Raw genomic sequence first — 20,837 nt, 5'->3', positions numbered from 1 at the left:
CCTCGCGAGACAGCGTTACAAAAAAAGGGGCACGCCTGAACATTTGCTGCCCCTTAGCCATCGTCCTTTAGAGCACCTTCCCGAGTTCCTCCACCAGTTGTTCAAATTGCGTTAATGCTTGACGCACCGGTTCGGGCGAAGTCATATCCACTCCGGCCTTGCGCAACAACTCGATGGACGTGTCCGAACTGCCCGCAGACAGGAAGTCTACGTATGCCGCGACGGCAGGTTGACCCTCGCTGAGGATTTTGCGCGAAAGCGCGATCGCAGCCGAGATGCCTGTCGCGTACTTGTAGACATAAAACGCTGAATAGAAATGTGGAATGCGCATCCAACCATGAGCGGTACGGTCGGTGACGTTCACCGCGTTTCCGTAATATTTCACGTTGAGCTGGTAAAAGGTCTCGTCGAGCCAATCGGCTGTCAATGCCCCACCCTGCTCAGCGTGATCGTGCGTCATCTTCTCAAACTCGGCAAACAATGTCTGTGTCAGCAGCGTGCCGCGAATGGTTTCAAGCTGCTGATTGAGGAGATAAGCGCGTTTCGCAGGCTCCGCAATGATGCGCCCGAGATAGTCATACAGAATCGCTTCGTTGCACGTCGAAGCGACTTCGGCGACGAACAAGGTGTAATCGCTGTAGACGTATGGCTGCGTCTTGCGCGAAAAATAGCTGTGCATGGAGTGACCCAGCTCATGTGCAAGCGTGAACATATCCTGCACGGTGTCGGTGTGGTTCAACAGAATGTACGGATGCGTGCCGTACGTGCCCCAGGAATAGCCACCTGAACGCTTACCGCGCGTCTCATAGACGTCGACCCAGCGACTGTTCAGCCCGCGCGTGGCTGCCTCAAGGTATGTGTCGCCAAAGACTTTGACGGCGTCCAGCACGGTGGCCTTCGCCTCGTCATAAGGGATTTTCCAATCGATGTCCGCAACAAGGGGCACAAACAAGTCCCACATCTGCAACTGGTCGACCCCGAGAACCCGCTTACGCAGTTGTAAATACTTAGTCAACGCAGGCAGCGATTCCTCGACGGCTTGAATGAGGTTGTCATAGACGGCGACAGGGATGTTGTCCGCGTCGAGCGACGCCACGCGAGCCGATGGGAAGTTTCGGATGCGAGCGTTGACGACGTTTCGCTTGACATTTGCTGCATACACCGCCGCAATGGTGTTGCGATGCCGCTTGTACGTGTCATAAACCGCCGTAAACGCCCGTTCGCGCACGTCCCGATCTTTTCGCTCCAAGAGCTCGTGATACATCGCGTGTGTGATTTCGACAGACTGCCCGTTCTCGTCCGCAATCGTCGGAAATACCATATCGGCGTTGTTGTACATTTCAAAGATGTCAGAGGGCGCGCCAAGCACCTCACCGAATTGCGCAAGCAGCTGTTCCGCCTCCGGGGATAGAACGTGATCGCGCTGACGCGTGATTTCCTCAAGGGCAAATCGATACACTTGCAGTTCCGGCGTCGCATCGACAAACGCCTGCAGCTGATTGGCGTCCACACTTAAAATCTCCGGCACGAAAAACGACGTCGCGGCGTTTGCCTGAACGAGAAGCGACGTGGCCTGGTTGAATAGAGTCTGCGCCGCTCCGTTGGCTGTGTCTTCGTCCAGCTTCATCTTCGCATACACATACAACTTCCCAGCAACCATGCCGATCTCATCGTGATGTTTCAGCCCAGCCAGGAGATCTGCCGCGGATCGGCCAAGTGTGCCCTGGCGCCCGACAAACGCTTGGACCAACGCCTGCAGACGCTGTGCATCCTGCTGCCAATCCGCTTCCGCCGCATATATATCTTCCAGATTCCACCGATATGCGGGATCGATCTCGCTGCGTGGCTTCCCGCGAACTTCACTGGCCCGTAGGCTCTCTCCAACATCCCGAACGTTCTTGTCCGAATTCGCTTGTGTACTCATACATCCGCCTCCTTCATACGCGTGTAAACCATTTGCTTTGCTCCAAACGCGCCAGGCAGCAACGAACCGACCGTCGTTCGCAACACGTCGCCCTGCAAATTGGCAAGCACGACAGGTGTTTCCGGCGGGCAAAACTCTGCCAGCACCTGGCGACAGGCGCCACATGGTGAAACTGGTTCGGGCGCGTCTGCAACCACTGCGATTTCCGCGATGCGCGGTCGTTCTCCCGCTTCCCCGTTGGCGACGAGAGCCGTAAACATCGCGGTACGCTCGGCGCAATTTGTCAACCCATAGGACGCGTTTTCAATGTTTGCCCCCTGGATAATCCGCCCATCCGCAAGCCGTAATGCCGCACCCACGGCAAAACCGGAGTAAGGCACATATGCGGTATTGCGAGCCGCTTGGGCCGCCGCGAGTAAATCTTCGTCGACGTCCCCGGTGCCGGCTTGGATGCGCCCCAGCAAGAGCGGTAAGGGGTCTACAGGTTTCTCCACAATTTGAATGACTTGCGCCAATTCATCGATACAAGCCTGCGCCGACGGTTGATCGACCGCGTGCACCGTAAAGACAGCTTCTCCGGCCCCGACCGCATCGCCGATCTTCTTGTGGAGGACGATGCCAACAGCGGGATGGATGATGTCATCCTTTTTCGCCCGGCCTGCTCCAAGACGCATTGCGGCCGAACCAAACGCCAGCGCCGGCAGCTCCTTGACGAAACCGTCGCAGGGTGCAGTCCATGCTCGTTGCACAGGGGCGTGCGGTAAACGCGCCGGATCGTCCACCACCGCGGCGTCACCGCCTTGCGCCGCAATCCACGACCGCAACTTGGCCAAGGCGCGCCCGTCGACGATGACTGCCTGTAACATCTCCTGTGCCTGTTTCACATGATCCGCTGCCCCAGCGAGCACGGCCATTTCGGAGGCCAGAGCGAGGCAGACTGCAGTCAGATCCTGTGGCCCTTCGCCCTGTAAAACGCGAATGGCCTCCGCGATCTCGAGGGCGTTGCCGATGGCTTGCCCTAAAGGCTGCTCCATGCTGGACAAGACCGCCACTGTTCGCCGCCCGGCGCGATTCCCGATCTCGACCATTGCGCGCGCCAAGCGCTTCGCATCGGCCAAAGTTTTCATAAACGCACCGTCGCCCACTTTGACGTCGAGAACGATGGCATCCGCACCACTGGCCAGCTTCTTGCTCATCACAGAACTCGCGATGAGTGGTAGTGACTCGACCGTTGCAGTCACATCGCGCAATGCGTAGATGCGCTTGTCGGCCGGCGCCAGTTCCGCCGTCTGCCCCGCCAGAGCCACGCCAATTCGCTGCACCTGAGCGACCATCTCCGGGATCGACAAGTCGGTGCGAAATCCAGGAATCGACTCGAGTTTGTCGATGGTGCCGCCCGTGTGCCCAAGGCCTCGTCCCGACATTTTGATCATCGGCACGCCAATCGCGGCAAGCAGTGGCGCAATGACGATGGTGGTCTTATCGCCAACCCCGCCTGTACTGTGTTTGTCGACTTTGATACCAGGGATCAGCGACAGGTCGAGGGTTTCGCCAGATTGCGCGAGACATGCTGTAAATGCGCTCAACTCGGTATCGCTCATGCCGTGTAGCGCGACCGCCATGAGCCAGGCGCTCATTTGGTAGTCCGGAATCTCGCCGGCAAGATACCCTGTCACCAGGAATGCGAGTTCCTCGTCCGACAAGGCCAAGCCTCTACGCTTTTTGTCAATCAAATCCACGGTTCGCATTGCGTGAGCTCCTCCATCCGCCGTACCTTCTCACGAAAACTTGAACAACATCCTACCATAACAATCCAACGTTTGCGATGGCTCGAAATTCGCCATTCCCTGCAGGATTCATGGTACAGTAAACTCGTTGCGGAAAATGGTCGAAACACGACAGATGGACGGAGTGCAAAACGGTGAGCGAACGGAAGTTGACCCTATACAGCTTTGTCTACCGCGGGGCGTCGTCCGCCCTAACGTTTATCAACAGCGCCATTGCGGCTCGCTACCTGCCGACGGCAAGTCGCGGTGAGTTCCAGTTATCGACCACCATCGCGACCCTTGGCCAGTCCTTCTCCGGCGGCTACACGAACTACTTTTCCTACGCATTGCCTCGACGGCCGGAAGATAAGGCGCGCATTGTGCAGATGGGCAACCTGGTCATGTACTCATTCAGCATCCTCGTGTGGGTTGCGGCGACCCTGGTCACCTGGTTGACCCATCCGTCGTTGACCGTCATGTTTGCGCTCTTTGGGATGCCGCTCACGTTTCTCTTCGGGTACAGCTCAAAACTGCTCAACTCACTCGGTGAAATCTCCTGGTTGAACCGCGCAAACATTGCCCAGGCGGTGGTCTTTCTCGTTTGTTACCTGCTCTTTATTTGTTTTCAGCCCCACCTGGCCCATGCTCTACGGCTTCTCTGGACGTTTCGCATCTGGCTGTTGTCATGGATCGTATGTGTCGCGATGACGCTGTTTGTCGCCTATCGCGCACTGGGATTTCGGGAGGTCCTGAAGTGGCGTTGGTCAAGTGTGGAATGGCGAGGCCTATACAGTTATGGGACGGCGTCGTCGCTCGCCATTGTCACGGGTTACATCAATTACCGAACCGACTTTTGGATGCTGCTGACGACCCACAGTGCAACGATCATCTCGATTTATGGCGTGGCTGTGGCGGCGGCAGAAATCCTCAACACATTGACACAGACCATCTCGACCATGGTCTTTCACCGCGTCACCGCCGCGACAACCGACGACGCAGGCGCCATCACCGAGCGGGCTTCCCGCCAGACCTTGATCACGTCGACACTCGGCGCCATCGCATTGGCCGTGGGCATGCCTGTACTCGTGCTGATCTACAGTTGGAACAAGTACGGCCATGCCATCGGACCATTCTATGTACTGCTGCCAGGCCTCGTCCTGAAGGCGACAGCAAACGTGATTTCACAGTACTTCACCAATGCCCAGGGCAAGCCCTTGACACTGATGTGGGTCAATCTCTGCGTGATCGCGGCAAACGCCTTGATCTGCCTTGGTCTCATCCCGCTGTTTGGCATGTATGGGGCTTCCGTTGCGTCGACTATTTCATACGTCTTCGAACTGGCACTCTACGTGTATTGGTACCACCGGATCGCCAAGCGGGACAGCCGTGACTTGTGGCAATTGCGCCGCGAAGACTTCGCACCATATCGCGACATGGCACTCGCCTTACGCCGCCGCGTGTTGCACCGGGCATGACCAGTGCAACCGCGTGACGGCCATTACAGCGTGCCGCCAAAAGACAGATAGATGAGAATCAGATTGAGTACGACGATCACGACCGCACACACGACGGCGAGCACGCTGGTCAAGCGACGATTGACGAGCCTGCCCATGATGGCTGGCTTACTCGTGAAGTGTACGAGTGCAATGATGGGCATCGGCAACACGACGCTCAAAATGACCTGGCTCAAGACGAGTGTCTGTGTCGGGTTCACGCCGAGCGCCACGATGACGACCGTCGGCAACATGGTAACGACGCGCCGCACCCAGAGAGGAATGGAGAACCCGACAAACCCTTGCATGATGACCTGGCCAGCCATCGTGCCGACGGCAGAACTTGAAAATCCAGAAGCGAGCAACGACACAAGAAAGACGGCGGCGGCGGCCGAACCGAGCAATGGCGTCAACGTCTTATACGCCGTCCCGATGTCCGCGATACCAGAATGACCTGTGCCATGGAACACCGACGCCGCCATGAACATCATCGACAAGTTGACGAAACCGGCAAGCGACATGGCGATGATGACCTCTTTCGTGTTAAAGCGGGCAATCTTCTGCTTCTCATCGGCATTGCGCGCGACGATTCGATGCTGTGTCAAGCCAGAGTGCAGATATACCGCGTGCGGCATCACCGTCGCGCCAATCACACCGACACAGAGCAGAATGGCATTTTGGTTGCCGAGCCACGGCACAAAGCTGTGATAGGCGATGGCCCCCCAGTTGGGCCGTGCAAACGCCGTTTCGATGACGTAACAGAGCGCGATCACGACCACAAAAGCGGTGATAAACTTCTCGAGCGGCCGAAATCCAAAACGTTCAAGCATGAGAATCAAATACGTCACAACGCCCGTTAAAAGCGTGCCAATGATCATCGGAATATGGAACAACAGATTGAGGCCAAGTGTTGCGCCCAAAAATTCAGCAATATCCGTGGCCATGGCCGCCACCTCTGAAAATCCCCACATCACATAGGTGAGCCATCCTGGAAAATGGTCTCTGCACATCTGCGGCAGACTCTTGCCTGTTGCAATGCCGAGCTTTGCCGACATGTTCTGAATCAACATGGCCATTAAGTTTGCCAGAATGACGACCCACAGCAGTTTGTAGCCGAATTCGGAACCGCTCTGTATATTGGTCGCATAATTGCCGGGATCCACGTAGGCGACGGCGGCGACAAACGCCGGCCCCAAAAATGGAAGCAGCGCCCGCAACCCCCGCCGGCGCTCGTCCAGAGATGCCCGAGCTGCGGCAACCGCCTTGCTCTCCCGCTCCACATGCGAAGTCGATACACTCACGGAAATTCCTCCTTCTCCCGACTGGGTCTCATGAACTACGTTTGTTGTATATGTGCAACAGTTTTAGTCTCGGGAAACTTTATAGTGATATTATATACCCTTGCGCGGAAAATGTGCCGCATCATTTTGGAAATGGATAAAATTTTTTCACGAGGGAAACTATTTGTCTTTTCCGAACATGAAAGGAAGACAGCAGGGCAAACGAGCGATGTCGTTTGCCCTGCGGGATCGAACGGATTGCGATCAATGCGTGTCAAACGAAGACCGGATCTTTCAAATCCTCAAGCTTCACGAGAGACTCTTCGGCAACATCCTTGTGCAGACTGTTTCCGTGGGCGTCCATGGTGACAATGGCCGCGAAGCCCTCAACTTCCAGATGCCACATGGCCTCTGGCACGCCGAATTGCTCGAGAAAATCGACGCCATTGACGCGCTTGACGCACTTCGCATAGTACTGTGCCGCACCGCCAATCGCGTTGAGATAAACAGCACCAGACTTTTTGAGCCCCTGCAAGGTCTTTTCACCCATGCCACCTTTGCCAATGACGGCACGAATGCCGAACTTCTCGATGATATCCGCCTGATATGGCTCCTCGCGCGAGCTCGTGGTTGGGCCCGCCGCCTTGACGTGCCACGTGCCATCGTCGTCCTTCAACATCACGGGACCACAGTGGTACAAGACACCGCCGTTCAGATCGACAGGTGCATCGTGTTTCATCAGGTATTTGTGGATTTCGTCGCGCCCAGTGTGCATTTCACCTCGAATGAGTACGACATCCCCGACCTTTAGCTTGCGAATTTGCTCCTCGCTGATCGGTGCTTCCAAAACGATGGCACTGTCGGTCGCAAACGCGTGAGTCGGCCGTTCCATTTTTTCCTCATTGTCCTTATAGAGCCAGTGCCGAATCTCGCCTGTTGCCGGATCGAGCACGACGCCTAAGCGGCGAAATGCCCAACAGTTATAGGCGACAGAAACGTAGAAGCTCGCCGGAATGCGGTTGCGCACACCGACTTTGCAGCCCAGCAACGTCACCTTTCCGCCAAAGCCCATCGTGCCAATCTCAAGCTGATTTGCCTTATCTAAAATGTATTGTTCCAACTCGGCCAGTTGTGGATTCGGATTGACATCATCAAGCGATCGGAACAATTGCTCTTTGGCCAACTCGTAGCCAGTTGTCCGATCCCCGCCGATACCAACGCCGATAAAACCGGCACTGCAACCCTGACCCTGTGCTTGGTAGACCGCATGCAGAATACACTTGCGAATGCCATCGAGATCGCGCCCGGCACGTCCCAGTCCAGGGAGTTCCGTCGGCAAGGCGTACTGAATGTTTTTGTTCTCACAGCCGCCGCCTTTGAGGATCAACTTCACCTCGACCTCGTCGCGCTCCCATTGATGAAAATGAACCACAGGTGTCCCTTCGCCGAGGTTGTCCCCCGTGTTCTTACCTGTCAGCGGATCGACCGAATTCGGGCGCAACTTCCCGAGCCTGGTCGCTTCGCGCACCGCGGCTTCGATCTCGCGTTCAAACGCAATCTGATTGAATCCAACGGGGCAATGCACAATGAACGTAGGCATGCCCGTATCCTGACAGATGGGTTGGACATCTTCCTCCGCCGAGACGATGTTGTCGACGATGGTGTTGAGTGCAATGGACGCGCGAGTGCCTAGTTCTTCTTCGAGCTGCGCTCGTTTGATAGCCCGGCGAACGTCTGGGGGCAAGTTGGTTGAAGTCTCTGTAATCAATGCAAGCAAGCTTTCAAACGCTTTCGTGGTCACCAGAAATATCCCCTTTCGCAAACGGCGCGAACCTTATCTCCACCCACAAGTATATCACTTGCGGATAGAGACAGTGGGATCGCCCGTGCACAAAAATGGATATTCTTGCGTTATGCGCGGTTGGGCAGTGGCACATCCCTGCGAATCAAGTCGGCCCAAGTCTCGCGCTGGACGACGAGCTCAGCACTGCCGTCCCGAACAAAGACGACAGCAGGCTTGGGGATCCGGTTGTAGTGGCTGGCCATCGAATAGGTATATGCACCCGTGGCAAACACGGCAAGGATGTCCCCTGCTTGCGGATTGGGCAAAGCCGCATCCCAAATCAGCATATCTCCACTCTCACAGCACTTCCCCGCAATCGACCAGGTAGCTTCCGGCGCGGCGTCGGCACGGTTGGCATAGATCGCATGATATTTCGCGCCATATAGAGCCAAGCGCGGATTGTCCGTCATCCCACCATCGATCGCGAGATAATTGCGAACGCCAGGAATTTGCTTCTGGCTGCCCACTCGATACAACGTCACCCCCGCTGGGCCGGCAATGCTCCGTCCCGGCTCAATCCAAATTGTGGGGATTTGCATATTCCGGCTGCCAAATGCCGTTTTGACGGCTTTGATCACAGCCGCCAAGGTCTCGGTGGTCGGTGGTGCATCTTCGTCGGTATACTGAATGCCAAAACCGCCGCCAACATTGAGCACTTGAAACGGTAGTCCGAGCTGTAACAGCCCGTACTGATAAACCTCTGCCAGACGCTCAATCATCAATTGGAATCCTTCGATATCGAAGATTTGCGAGCCGATGTGCGCGTGCACGCCGACACAGCGCAGAAATGGCAAATCGGTCAACTGGCGAAGTGCCATTTGCGCCTGCCCGCTCGCGAGATCGAACCCAAATTTACTGTCCTGGCGGCCTGTCGCAATAAAGTCGTGGGTATGGGCTTCAACGCCAGGTGCCACGCGGATCAAGACGTCGATCTCGCGCCCGTACTCGCGCGTGAGCTCATCAAGCAAACTCAGTTCGTAAAAATTGTCGACGATGATGGCACCGATTTCCGATTCGAGCGCATACCGAAGTTCGTCGACGGTCTTGTTGTTGCCATGCATGTGAATCGCCTTCGCGGGCACGCCCGCCGTCAACGCCGTGTGCAACTCGCCGCCGGACACGACGTCGATGCCGCACCCTTCGTCATACACCAGTTGGCACATGGCCAACGTGCAAAACGCTTTGCTCGCATACGAAATTTGATATGGGACGTCAGCCTGTCGAAAGACGTTGTGGAACGCACGTATGGTGCGCCGTATGACGTTCTCGTCGTAGACGATAAGCGGCGTCCCGTAACTGTTCACCAATTCGACGGCGTCACAGCCGCCGATACGCAGGTGATGCGCGGCGTCGATCTCGACGTGCGCATCGACCCGAGTCGGTATCGTGATCATGTCCTGAGCCACAATCTCCACTCCTGTTCACGATGTCGTGTTTCTCTATCTGATCCCCCGCTGCGGTCCAGAAACCTGCATAAAGATTCAGATATAAGTATAGTCGCATCTCTGCGCAACCGCCATAGCCAAGTCGTGCTATCCGAGGATTCCCATTGCATACAAACGAACGGTCTCGATCACGCTAAGCATGTACGGCTTCGAAAGTAGTTGGGGGGATGTATCCATGCGTTGGAACGCGATCGATTGGATCGCTTGGGCGCTCATCATCATCGGGGGCCTGAACTGGGGACTCATCGGCTTTGCGAACCTGAACGTGGTTGACGCGCTGTTTGGAACCACCACTCTGTCGCGCTTCGTCTATGGCGTGGTAGGCCTGGGAGCACTGTGGCAATTATTCTCGGTGCTTGCGAAGAGCCAAACGCCGAGAGCCTAACCACCACCTTGCAGTAAGCCACATAAGGGCTGTTCCAACACGGGCGTTGGAACAGCCCTTTCACTTCGGCGGCCCTGTGGCTTCGCTTAGTAACTCGCCGAAGACGAAGTCGTGGAAGATGGATTCTCCAATTGAGTCAAGACGCTCGAATAGCTGGGATCTAAAATGTCAACCTTGTCCGACTTTACGAGCTGAGCGACCAACTGCGGCTCGCTCTCCGCGTTCTGTTGCTTGATGTCCTGAACAATGGTGGCACGTTCCTCCGCCAGTGTCGGCGTATGCGGCGGGTTCACAGCGGTGCACTGGATCAGCTCATAACTGCCGCTTACCTCAATGGGTTGACTCACTTGCCCCTTGTCCAACTTGAAGGCGGCCGTCGCGATGGCAGGTTGCGACGCCGCGAGTTCTGCCTGCGAGAATGTCCCCATCGCGCCGCCCTTCGACTTGGTCGACGAGTCGGTCGAATACTGCTTGGCGAGTTCCGCAAACGACTTGCCCTGGCTCAATTCGGTTTCGATCTGCTCAGCCTTCGCCTTCGTCGGCACGACAATATCGGACAACGCACGCGTTTCTGGCACCGTAAAAGAGGCCTTGTTCTGCTTGTAGTAATTTTGAATTTCTTCGTCTGTCACGTTGACTTTGGATTCAGCCAGCTTCTGCTCCAGCACCGAAACCCGGATTTGATCAAGCAATTGTGCCTTCGTCATGTGGTTCTGAGCCAGAACCGACGCCAATTCAGAATCCGAGGTAATGCCATTTTGAGCCTCCAACGCAGCCAATTGCTGATTGACTTCCGATTGCGAAACCGTAATCTTCTTGTTCGCAGCCGCGTCTTCAATCAATTGGTTGGAGATAAGCTCTTCAAGCATGGATGCTCCTGCATACGCCTGCGTCTCCGCCAGCAACGCCGAACGTGTGATAGGTTTCCCCCCTACCATCGCCACCACCGAGCCGGACCCATGAAAGATATATGTGCCAAACCAGACGCCACCGACGATTACCGCACCAGCGGCCGCACCGATGACTGGAGAAATCCACTTCCTTGTGTTATTCATCTACGTCCTCCTCAGACTGACCATTCATCGCCAATACTGTAACAAACCTTGTTCCAAATTTGCTTGAAGCTTGTCCTATCTGAAAGCTCCAAAATTCAAGTAACTGCGTTTCGACAGGCGATAGCGGCCCATGCAACATACGTGGACTCTGCATAGGGTGTACAGAGGAGGGAGACGTATGAGGCGAATGAGACTGGAACGGCTGCGCTGGCTGCCCATGCTTTTGCGCGCATATTACGAGGCAGAACGCACAGTGAAAGCACAACCGAATGAACAAACCGTCATGGCTAATCCTGACAAAAACAATCGTCGCCAATCGCTTCGTCAGCCAGCAACCGCACGAAAAAACAAAGTAAGCGAAGCATCGACAGTTCGAAAGCCGCCATCCAAACCGCCAGTGCGCCCTTCTCGCAAGCCGACGGTAGCGCCCAATACGACTGCCCAACTGTACAGGGAACTGAAAGAGGCAAATCGGCGACTGGAGGAACTCGCCGCCATGCAGCGACAACTGGAGAGCATTGGCGCTGCTATGGAGGATGTGAATCGGAAGATAGAGGCTCTCCGAACCGAGGCGGATAACCCGGAAAGAGTCAACGCAAAGCCGCTTAACTCTCCCGAACAGTCTCCGCCCCGTCCGCCCCAGACGTGGTTCTGAACGACTATGCCAGCATATCGCGCGGTTCAATCTCGCGCAAGATGTGCTTTTGTACTTTCCCCGTCGCGTTGACTGGAAGCGATCGCGCGATCACGATTTGCGACGGGCACTTGTACTTCGCCAAATGGGTTGCGCAGAGTTCATGTAAACTCTCGCGCAAGGCCTCCGCCTGCACCCGATCCGGATCCTGCGGCACGACCCAAGCGACGACGCGCTCCCCATACATCGCGTCAGGCAACCCTACGACGGCCGATCTCGCCACGTCCTCATGCGCATTCAGCACGTCCTCAATTTCACGCGGACTGAGCTTTTCTCCAGCTCGATTGATAATTTCCTTCGCGCGACCGGTGATATACACATACCCATCCTCGTCCTGATAACCGAGATCGCCCGTGTATATCCATCCCTCGCCGTAGCCTTCGTCAGGTGAAGGTGCGAGCCCTACATATGCCTCAATCACGTTGTTGCCGCGGATCGCAATCTCGCCCAATTCATAGGCCGGCAAGGGCCGGTGCTCCGCATCGACAATTCTCAGCGACAGACCGTAAGGCCTACCGACCGATCCGGATTTGCGGCTGCCAGGGGGAAGAGGATTGACGCAAATTTGCCCTGCGGCCTCCGTCATCCCATATGACTCAATGACAGGAACATCGTACATCGCCTCAATTCGCGCTCCAATGGCTGGCGTCAGCGGTGCTGATGCGGATCGGAAAAAGCGCAGGCTCTTTGCCGCTTCCTTCTGTACGCTCAGCTTCGTAAGAATCGAGAGAATGGTTGGCACACACGACACCCAGGTGACGCCGTGACGCTGAATATCCCCCCAGAACGACGACGCGTGAAACTTGTCACACATCACCACGCGGCCACCTGACACGAGTGTCGAGAGGAGTACAATCACCTGTGCGTTGATATGAAACAGCGGCAGAATGCAATAAGCTACATCTCGTTCCGTCAATGCGTGACTGCCGATCACGTTGTTTGCGGCCGCGAATAAATGCCGATGCTTCAGCAACACACCTTTGGGTTTGCCGGTGGTGCCAGACGTGAACATGAGGACAGCCGGTGTATCATCCGAGGGCGCCTCAGCTTGGCTTTCGATGGGCTGCATTTTTTGTGAATACCAAGATTGAACCAAAAGCTGAGATAGACGGTCTGTATGATTGACTTCGCACTGTACGAAGCCGGAGGCTTCGAGTTCGCCAGCCCAGGCGTCGCTCGTGTCCTTTACAACAAGCGCCGCCTGCGCTGCGAACCGCTCCATGACGCGGGACAACTCGGCAGCAGGGGTCTCCGGATTGACCGGTACGATCACTGCACCGTGATACAGACAAGCGAGATAGGCCACGACAAACGCATACGAGTTCGGCACGGCAACCATCACTTGTGCTCCAGGGACAACGCCTATCCGCAATAGGGCTGCTCTGGCCGCCTCGACGTCAGCCTTGAGTTGATGGCCGTCGTGCCAACGGCCTACGTCAAAAATTCGTGGCGCGCCGCCGTTTTGCAGCGCCTGATCCAAAGCTCGTAGTAGTCTTGACATGGTGTAACACCTCGTTCGATTTGCCTGGGGCAAATGTGAATTCAGTGGATCTTACCGGATTACACCGGGCACACAGTCGAAGTCGGATCAAACGGCGTTCGATACCGTTCGGCTCTTTTGCACGCGCGGCCAATTCGCCTTTTCGCCGACGATGTATCCGATATACGGAATCTTGCCGATGCAATACGCCGCCAGGCCCGACAATACATACGTCATGGCAATCCACAGCGGGAGCAACGCAAAATGTACGCCCAGCGGCCCATGCACAAGCTGACTCAACTTGTCGACAAAGTGCAGCGCGATGGGATGGATCAAGAAGATCCCAAAGCTCACGCCCCCAAAGAAGCGAATCACCTTGCTCAGCGCACGCATATTCGGCTCTTTGCTCACGCTATGCCACTTTAAGCCGATCAACCAGAGAACGAGTGCGACAACGAAACTGTATGGCACCATGATCGGCTGCAAGGTGTCGAGAACGCGCTGACCGACGAGATCAAATACAAAACGATTGAGAAAGTAGAATCCGAACAGCGCGAGCCAAAAGCCACAGAGTACCGACACAACCATGCGCGTATGGCCGAGCGCCCAGACCTTGATCTTGGTGTAGTGAATTGCCATCAGTGCGCCCGCCACAAACCAGAATTCATACGTGAAAATAATGCGATCCCGATAGCGGACGAGATCTCCAAGCCAAGTGGGTAGCTGATAAATATTGATAAATTGCAGTGACGCCTGATTCCAAACCATAATACCGACTTCAATCGCAAAACTGAATGCGAAAATCCATAGATGGAAACGCTCGTAGCGCCGCATAAAGCGCACCATCAAAGGAAACAGGACGTACAGCTGCATGGACACCAGCAAAAAGTACATGAAGAACTGATTCGCTGTCAGCAATCCGCCCACAAACTCATGCGTCAAATAAGAACGCGTCCATTGAAACTTGGTCAGATACGTGCCCTCGAACAGAATGTAAATCGTGGTCCACGCGACATACGGAATAGCAATCAGGAGCAGTCGCTTCCGCCAAAAGGACAAGACCGAAAACGAACGGTCGTAATATGTGTAAAACAAGACGAGGCCGGTGATGAACATAAAGGCTTCACGGGTAAAGTGAAACGTCATGATGAGAATGCCGGACGCAATATTCAAGCCTGAATTCGCTGACGTTGTGACGTTAAACCCAGACAAGATATGCACACAGATAACGCCCAAAATAATACAAGCACGCATCAGATCTATTTCATATAGATGTGGCTTTTTCAGATAAACCCCCTCCTTCCGCCTGCCGACACGTGTGACAAATCGAGTATATGGAATGGACATTGAATTGCCGTTGAAAAACCTCAAAGTTTTATCAAAAGCAATACACCAAGTTTACATGCGATCCACGTCCACATGCCACAATACAATGTGCGGGCAAGGACAATTGACATCTTCAAAGCAAACTTTCGACTCAAAAGAACAATTTTAATCCGAATTTGAGACAGTTGTGTCAATCTAACGCTTAGGATAGGTAACCTAAGCGCGAACCCCTTGCGCAGGAGGCACCAGAGTATGAAGATTCCGTTTCGGAAATGGGCATTGACCAGCGGCCTAATCGCCTTTGCGATACTGACCCCCATGCATCTTGTGCATGCTGCCGAACCAGTGACGCCGGAGCATGCGCCGGCATCCCTCCCATCAGCGCCTTCCGAATCGAATACAACGGTACCTGCTGACGCCGATAACCCCCAGGACGTACGCGTCCTCGTCATCGGATCGTCTGTCGCTCGAGGATGGAAGGATAACCCCCAAGAAGGAGGCTACCTTCAACGCGCGTTTGACGCCATGTCCGTACTGACACCAACGACCTACCAGGTCATCGACAAGGCGGAACCAGGCCGCGGGGTTCTGACCATCCGCGATTCATACGTCGACTGGCTCGACACCTACCAGCCTGATTTCGTCGTGATCGCATGGGGTGGACTCGATGACTTGGCGCAAAAAACACCGTTGCCCGTATACGACGATCAGATTCGCTGGCAAATTAGCGAGGCACTTGCGCACCACGCAGGCGTGATGCTCGTCACGACACCTGTCTCAAAAGCCTCCTATACGACGTATCGCGTTGCACAACAAAATCTAATGAACAGCGAGATCACAGTCGCGGAGGGCTTCCACAGTCCAAACGTGTACGTATTTAACGTATTCGATCAAATGAAGCGGTATCTGTCGGCTCACCACGAGAGCATCGTGCCGTACATGGGCGACGGTTGGCACCCTAACGCAAGCGGCCATGCCTTGGCTGCCCAATTGCTCGTCCGCGACATGATGTCCAAGTTCCCCGTTTCGTCCCCTGTCTTCATTCCATCGAAAAGCGCACAGACGACAACCGCGTAAATCGTACAACATTTTGTGCCGAAAACGAAGATCGATTTCCGACCAGCGCGGTATAATAGATGGAAATTTGACAGATGGGACGAAACCAATGAAGCATAAGCACGCAGCACGCTTCACGGCCTCCACAGCTATGCTGGTAGGACTTGTCTGCGCGTCGTTGACCGGTTGTGGTACTTCGCAACAGGCTGCACCCTCGACACATGTACATACGACGCCAGCGACAACGTCCAACCCAAAACCAGCGTTCACAGGTCCAACTGCGCAGCCCGTAACCGTGATGGCGGTGGGCGGATCGGTCGCGCATGGATGGGACGACAAAACAGGCGGCGGTTATCTGGCCCGAGCGTTCCAAACATTGTCCGACGAAGGCCCTGTCTCCTTTGCATTTGTGAATAAATCCATTGAAGGCGACGGCCCGACGCAGATGGCTCCCAAATATCCTGGCTTCCTCTCGGCAGTGCGACCGCGCGTGGTCGTCATATCGTGGGGGATGCTGGACGACATTGCCAACAAAACGCCCATACCAGCTTTTCAAAAGGCTATTCAAGAGGAAATTCAGCTTGCTCTGCAGGCCCATGCAGATGTGATTGTCGTGACGCCGCCGCCGACGGGGGCTTCCTATGGACATGACATCGCATCCGAGGCCAACTTGATTCACATCGAGGTTTCGATCGCCAAGAGCTTTCACAGCCAGCATGTATATGTGTTCGATCTATTTGCACAGATGAAGCAGTACATCGCCTCACACCACCAATCGATTGATCAATACAGCGCAGACGCCTGGCATCCCAACACACTTGGCCATGAACTTGCTGGCGAGTTACTGGCAAGCGATTTGGCAACTCAATTTGTCAAAAGTGAAAAGTCAAGTGCGGCGAGCTCCCAGTAAAAAGGCGGCCATCGGTTCTATGCATGAACCGATTGGGCCGCCCCGGCTTCTTTCGCCGATTGCACCATCGTGTAACGCGAGAGCATGTCGATCCCGCCGCTTCCCACCCAATCCGGAAACTGCTCATGCAGTGGGCCGTCTTTGCATAGGTGGAGCCACGCATCTACACACGCCGGATCGAACGCAAGCCCCCGATTGTCCGCGAGATAGGAAATCGCTTCCTGATGCGTCCAGGCGCGACGGTACGATCTCGCCGACGTCAGGGCGTCATACACATCGACCACCGCCGTAATCCGCGCGAACAACGGAATCTCTTCCCCCGCCAAACCGTCCGGATAGCCCCCGCCATCCCATCGTTCGTGATGATGCCGAATGACCTGAAGTTCCTCCTCCCGAAACGCCAGCTTCGCGCACATGCTGTGACCAATCTCCGGATGTTGACGAATGATGAGCATCTCTTCAGGCTCTAGGCGATCCGGCTTGTTCAAAACACCATCCGGTATGGCAATTTTGCCAACATCGTGCACAAGGCCGGCTCGATACACCGCTTTGCGCCCTTGCGAATCCACGTTCAACGATTCGGCCAGGCGCAGCGCGTAAAACGCAACGCGCAAGCTATGGCCGGCTGTATAGGCGTCTTTCGATTCGATGGCGACCACCAAGCTCAATACGGATTCCGGAACCGTGACGTCAATCCCGATCATCGATACTCGACGCGCTCGCTTCGATTCGTACATGCGTGCATCAGCCACGCGAAATAGCGCCTGGAGTTCCGTCCCGTCGGCAGGTCCGGCCGCGACGCCCACGCTCAGCTCGACAAGCGGATCGCCTGGTTTGGCCGCCACGGCCAGCTGCGCCTCCGCCCTACGCACAGATTCGACAAGCATGGACGGATTTACCTCACGCATGTCGACAACCACCCATTCGTCTCCGCCGACGCGAAACAGTCTCGCCGATCCTGGAAGGGTTTGTCCTAACGCTTCGGCAAGCGCCTGCAGAATTTGATCTCCTTTGAAGTGCCCATATTTATCGTTGATGAGCTTAAAGTTGTCGAGATCGATCACGGCCACGCAGCCGGCAAACGGAGCATCGGCAGAATGACTGCACAGCCACTCCCATGCGTAGCGGTTCTCCGCCCCGGTTAATCCGTCTGTCGTCAGGGACTTCTGCAACTTCTCGATTCTTGTGTACCTTGCGACCGCAGCGAAGCTGGAAAGCTGAAGCACGGCCGCGAGGGCAATACCAATGGCGCGCAAATCCTGCGGTATCAGGGAGACCATCAGGATCATCAGGTATGTACTGAAATATCCCCAGTGCAACTCGCGAACCACTTTGTCAATCTGTTCCCATAGCGTACGCCCTTCTCGCAGTGCTACGATAACGGCCGATATCAAGCGATTGACAGCGAGATGAACAGCGAGGGCTAGCAACGCAGCTAAGGCCTGGCCACACATGATCTGGTGCAAGGCTACATCCAACCGCCAGTAGACCTGCGCAGCAACATAGAGACCGAGGCCGACATGCGCGTACGTCTGTGGGTACTTCCACCACCTTGCCCGCTCACGCGCTGTGATCAACGTCAGGCTCGGCAACGCGACAAGCGCCGTGAACACGGGGTCGGCCATAAAAATACTCAGCATCAAAAACGGAAGTCCTGGGCGCCACGATGCACCACTCGGCATTTTCACGACCCATGGCGCAATCAACATCGATATGATCATCAATTCGAAATAGGCCACGGGATCCGCCATGCGGTGAATGTGCAACGCATCGATGATATTGTCTAAGATGAGCACATTGCCGACGATTACAATGGCAACCATGAACCAGAACAAAGGTCGTCGGCGGCGACCGAAGTCGTGCATGCCCAGCCCTCCCAGCGAGCGGCCGGATAGTCCACAAAACCGCATTTCAACTTGACTTGTTCCCGAATTATATGATAGATAAGCAACTTTGCCAATGGCGGTGCCCATTTTACGCGGGCGTGTGGTATTGTAGTTGTAAACGCTATCATCTGAACATTCAACCTTGGTTCTCCATGGGAAAGGAAGTGCGTTCATGCCCTCAACATTTATGTCTGGCGTCAACCTTGGGGGATGGATCTCGCAATACTGGCAAGCAAGCAAAGAGCATTTTGATACCTTCATCCGCGAAGAGGACATCACGCGTATTGCGTCCTGGGGCATGGATCACGTGCGCTTGCCCCTCGACTACCCGGTTATTGAAAGCGATCTGCATCCAGGCATCTACCTTGAAGAAGGCCTACACTATATTGACAATTGCTTGGAATGGTGTCAAAAACATGGGTTGGGCCTCGTGCTCGACTTGCATCGAGCCCCCGGCTACAGCTTTGGAACCCTTGACACGAATACGCTGTTTGACGATGAATCGGATCAACAACGATTTATCGCTATTTGGGAAATGCTCACAAAACGGTATCGAGGCACGCGGGATCAACTGTGGTTTGAACTGATGAATGAAGTGGTCGATGCCACGAGTGAGCGCTGGAATCGATTGGCGCACCGAACCATTCGTGCCATTCGCGAGATCGATCCCGAACGTATCATTGTGTATGGCGGCAATCACTACAACTCCATTGACGAACTGCGCCATATCGAGCTCGTGCCAAACGACAACCGCATTGTCTACACCTTCCATTTCTATAAGCCGCACTTATTTACACACCAAAAGGCAAGCTGGTCGGAAGCCGCGAAGTTATACAACCAGACCATCAACTATCCGGGTCGCTTTCCGGGTCTGGCTGAATTTCTCGACAGCCATCCCGAATTCGGAGGTGGCGAAAACGACTTGGCGGGCACGTTCATGGACAAGGCGTTGTTGCAGCATTATCTGCAACCGGCTGTAGAGTTTATGGAACGATCCGGCCATCAGCTTTACTGTGGAGAATATGGCGTGATCGACGAGGCGCCTTTGACCAGTCGCATCGGTTGGCACCGGGATATCGTCGAGTTACTCAGAAACTTGGGGATTGGCAGGGCTTGCTGGTCTTATAAGGAAATGAACTTTGGTTTAGTCAACAAGGCAGGGCGCGTGGTGTATCCTGAATTGGTACGAATCGTCAGTGCTCATTGAACATCCAGGCCCGGTGAGGATCACCGGGCCTGTGTGTATTCGGGCAGGTTCACATCCAAAGCTTGCGCAAGCGCCATAAAGTCGTCCCAGACCTCCCGAGAAATCGGAATCCCTTCTGCGCGCCGACGCTGCTTGGTGAGAAATCGCCGTTCTCCAGGGACATATATCCGTTCACTGCCTTCTGCCAAGGGAATATCGTGCACATCGTCGATCAGTGTCTGTATGCGTTCCAAAAAAACCCCTTGACCGACAAAGTGTTCAGGATGAATCGCCAAGTAAAAGAATCCGTTTCCAGGAGGCTCATCATCCGTCCCAAACATGGATCCCACGTCATCCCCAACGCGTGCACCCGATAATACCCCTGCCAATACTTCGATCATCATCGCAAGAGCATAGCCTTTTGCACCTGCCATCGGCAAAAGGGAACCCGCCAAGGCTGCCTTGGGATCAACGGTGGCACGTCCTTCACAGTCCACCGCCCAGCCCTCCGGAATTGCTTCACCGCGCCGCGCCGCCTGAATGATATGACCGCGGGCCACGACGCTTGTCGCGAGATCGATGGAAAGCGAGTATTCGGCATTCGTCGGAGCCGCGAATGCAATGGGATTGGTCCCAAAAAACGGCTTACGTCCACCCGTGGGTGGAACAGCGGGATACGTGTTACAACAGCAGAGCCCTATCACTCCATAATGTGTCGCCCATTCTGCGTACAGAGAGAGTGCTCCCACGTGGTTTCCCCGATACACCGCCACGGCACCCAGACCTGCCTTGCGCGCGAGATCGACCGCGAAATTGGCGGCCTGTTTCGCGCTGACACAGCCAAGGGCATTGTCGCCATCAAGGATGGCAGTCACCGGCCCTGTTCGTTTCCATACCATCTGCGGTCGAGGATTGATTTTACCGCGTTGTAACCCCTCGATGTAGGCTTTGAGGCGCATGGTGCCATGCGTGCTCAACCCCTGCAAATCAGCTTCAACCATCGCTGTGGCTGCCCAATCCGCATCGTCTTGTACAACGCCAACTGCCGAAAAACACGCGCGAGCAAAGTGCCGCAACGCAATCGGCGACACGGACAACTGCAACCTGC

The 20,837-nt window shown here is 55.2% G+C and carries 16 protein-coding genes; 6 read left to right on the top strand and 10 right to left on the bottom strand.

Annotation, left to right across the window (positions count from 1 at the left end):
• Positions 1-67: 67 nt before the first annotated feature.
• Both pepF and C7445_RS12270 read right to left on the bottom strand, forming a co-directional pair.
• Entirely contained in the window at positions 68-1,924 is a 1,857-nt protein-coding gene (gene pepF / locus C7445_RS12275; RefSeq protein ID WP_134160722.1) for an oligoendopeptidase F, read from the bottom strand.
• Positions 1,921-3,672: a pyrimidine-nucleoside phosphorylase gene (locus tag C7445_RS12270; RefSeq protein ID WP_134160720.1), complete on the bottom strand. Its 1,752-nt coding sequence runs from the start codon at positions 3,670-3,672 to the stop codon at positions 1,921-1,923. The genes pepF and C7445_RS12270 overlap by 4 nt, the downstream gene beginning before the upstream one ends.
• Before the next feature lie 173 nt (positions 3,673-3,845).
• Between C7445_RS12270 and C7445_RS12265 the strand changes: the two genes are divergently transcribed.
• Positions 3,846-5,165 carry a lipopolysaccharide biosynthesis protein gene (locus C7445_RS12265; RefSeq protein ID WP_134160718.1) on the top strand — a complete coding sequence of 440 codons (1,320 nt, stop codon included), beginning with the start codon at positions 3,846-3,848 and terminating at the stop codon, positions 5,163-5,165.
• 23 nt (positions 5,166-5,188) lie between these two features.
• On the opposite strand, the gene C7445_RS12260 is transcribed toward C7445_RS12265, so the two are convergent.
• The 3 genes from C7445_RS12260 to lysA all read right to left on the bottom strand — a co-directional run bounded on the left by C7445_RS12260 (position 5,189) and on the right by lysA (position 9,700).
• Entirely contained in the window at positions 5,189-6,484 is a 1,296-nt protein-coding gene (locus C7445_RS12260; protein ID WP_134160716.1) for an Nramp family divalent metal transporter, read from the bottom strand.
• 253 nt (positions 6,485-6,737) lie between these two features.
• Positions 6,738-8,264, bottom strand: a complete 1,527-nt coding sequence (locus tag C7445_RS12255; RefSeq protein ID WP_134160714.1) for a fumarate hydratase — start codon at positions 8,262-8,264, stop codon at positions 6,738-6,740.
• A 110-nt stretch (positions 8,265-8,374) separates the two neighbouring features.
• Positions 8,375-9,700, bottom strand: coding sequence for a diaminopimelate decarboxylase (gene lysA, locus C7445_RS12250; protein WP_134160747.1), 1,326 nt, complete (start codon positions 9,698-9,700; stop codon positions 8,375-8,377).
• 226 nt (positions 9,701-9,926) lie between these two features.
• Between lysA and C7445_RS12245 the strand changes: the two genes are divergently transcribed.
• Positions 9,927-10,136, top strand: coding sequence for a DUF378 domain-containing protein (locus tag C7445_RS12245; protein WP_134160712.1), 210 nt, complete (start codon positions 9,927-9,929; stop codon positions 10,134-10,136).
• A gap of 86 nt (positions 10,137-10,222) precedes the next feature.
• On the opposite strand, the gene C7445_RS12240 is transcribed toward C7445_RS12245, so the two are convergent.
• Positions 10,223-11,191, bottom strand: coding sequence for a peptidyl-prolyl cis-trans isomerase (locus C7445_RS12240; RefSeq protein ID WP_243835171.1), 969 nt, complete (start codon positions 11,189-11,191; stop codon positions 10,223-10,225).
• Positions 11,192-11,369: 178 nt separating this feature from the next.
• On the opposite strand from C7445_RS12240, the gene C7445_RS12235 reads away from it, so the two are divergent.
• The gene (locus tag C7445_RS12235) at positions 11,370-11,846 is read left to right on the top strand and encodes a hypothetical protein (RefSeq protein WP_134160710.1); all 477 of its coding nucleotides are present in this window, start codon (positions 11,370-11,372) and stop codon (positions 11,844-11,846) included.
• A 4-nt stretch (positions 11,847-11,850) separates the two neighbouring features.
• On the opposite strand, the gene C7445_RS12230 is transcribed toward C7445_RS12235, so the two are convergent.
• Positions 11,851-13,386, bottom strand: coding sequence for an AMP-binding protein (locus tag C7445_RS12230; protein WP_134160708.1), 1,536 nt, complete (start codon positions 13,384-13,386; stop codon positions 11,851-11,853).
• Positions 13,387-13,473: 87 nt separating this feature from the next.
• Entirely contained in the window at positions 13,474-14,622 is a 1,149-nt protein-coding gene (locus C7445_RS12225) for an acyltransferase (RefSeq protein ID WP_279586218.1), read from the bottom strand.
• Between the two features lie 321 nt (positions 14,623-14,943).
• Here C7445_RS12225 and C7445_RS12220 point away from each other — a divergent pair, with 321 nt between their 5' ends.
• Together C7445_RS12220 and C7445_RS12215 are read left to right on the top strand one after the other, a co-directional pair.
• Positions 14,944-15,768, top strand: coding sequence for an SGNH/GDSL hydrolase family protein (locus C7445_RS12220; protein WP_134160704.1), 825 nt, complete (start codon positions 14,944-14,946; stop codon positions 15,766-15,768).
• Between the two features lie 88 nt (positions 15,769-15,856).
• A complete protein-coding gene (locus C7445_RS12215; protein ID WP_134160702.1) occupies positions 15,857-16,657 on the top strand; it encodes an SGNH/GDSL hydrolase family protein in 801 nt (266 codons plus the stop codon).
• 17 nt (positions 16,658-16,674) lie between these two features.
• Here C7445_RS12215 and C7445_RS12210 read toward each other — a convergent pair whose 3' ends face one another.
• Positions 16,675-18,522, bottom strand: coding sequence for a bifunctional diguanylate cyclase/phosphohydrolase (locus C7445_RS12210; protein ID WP_166669134.1), 1,848 nt, complete (start codon positions 18,520-18,522; stop codon positions 16,675-16,677).
• A 193-nt stretch (positions 18,523-18,715) separates the two neighbouring features.
• Here C7445_RS12210 and C7445_RS12205 point away from each other — a divergent pair, with 193 nt between their 5' ends.
• On the top strand, positions 18,716-19,750 hold the full coding sequence (locus tag C7445_RS12205; RefSeq protein ID WP_243835169.1) for a glycoside hydrolase family 5 protein: 1,035 nt from the start codon (positions 18,716-18,718) through the stop codon (positions 19,748-19,750).
• 20 nt (positions 19,751-19,770) lie between these two features.
• On the opposite strand, the gene C7445_RS12200 is transcribed toward C7445_RS12205, so the two are convergent.
• Positions 19,771-20,832 (bottom strand): Ldh family oxidoreductase, encoded by a 1,062-nt coding sequence (locus tag C7445_RS12200; protein ID WP_134160698.1) that lies wholly within the window; start codon positions 20,830-20,832, stop codon positions 19,771-19,773.
• Positions 20,833-20,837 lie beyond the last annotated feature (5 nt).

It is taken from the genome of Alicyclobacillus sacchari (assembly GCF_004366795.1).
Taxonomy (GTDB): Bacteria; Bacillota; Bacilli; order Alicyclobacillales; family Alicyclobacillaceae; genus Alicyclobacillus; species Alicyclobacillus sacchari.
Note: the sequence above shows the minus strand (reverse complement) of the source record. Positions and strands in the feature narration are given on the sequence as shown.

Coding starts and splice junctions, on each gene's coding strand:
- C7445_RS12205 (WP_243835169.1), top strand. CDS start 18,716: ATGCCCTCAACATTTATGTCTGGCGTCAACCTTGGGGGATGGATCTCG.
- C7445_RS12230 (WP_134160708.1), bottom strand. CDS start 13,386: ATGTCAAGACTACTACGAGCTTTGGATCAGGCGCTGCAAAACGGCGGC.
- pepF (WP_134160722.1), bottom strand. CDS start 1,924: ATGAGTACACAAGCGAATTCGGACAAGAACGTTCGGGATGTTGGAGAG.
- C7445_RS12245 (WP_134160712.1), top strand. CDS start 9,927: ATGCGTTGGAACGCGATCGATTGGATCGCTTGGGCGCTCATCATCATC.
- C7445_RS12270 (WP_134160720.1), bottom strand. CDS start 3,672: ATGCGAACCGTGGATTTGATTGACAAAAAGCGTAGAGGCTTGGCCTTG.
- C7445_RS12220 (WP_134160704.1), top strand. CDS start 14,944: ATGAAGATTCCGTTTCGGAAATGGGCATTGACCAGCGGCCTAATCGCC.
- C7445_RS12210 (WP_166669134.1), bottom strand. CDS start 18,522: ATGCACGACTTCGGTCGCCGCCGACGACCTTTGTTCTGGTTCATGGTT.
- C7445_RS12240 (WP_243835171.1), bottom strand. CDS start 11,191: ATGAATAACACAAGGAAGTGGATTTCTCCAGTCATCGGTGCGGCCGCT.
- C7445_RS12215 (WP_134160702.1), top strand. CDS start 15,857: ATGAAGCATAAGCACGCAGCACGCTTCACGGCCTCCACAGCTATGCTG.
- lysA (WP_134160747.1), bottom strand. CDS start 9,700: ATGATCACGATACCGACTCGGGTCGATGCGCACGTCGAGATCGACGCC.
- C7445_RS12235 (WP_134160710.1), top strand. CDS start 11,370: ATGAGGCGAATGAGACTGGAACGGCTGCGCTGGCTGCCCATGCTTTTG.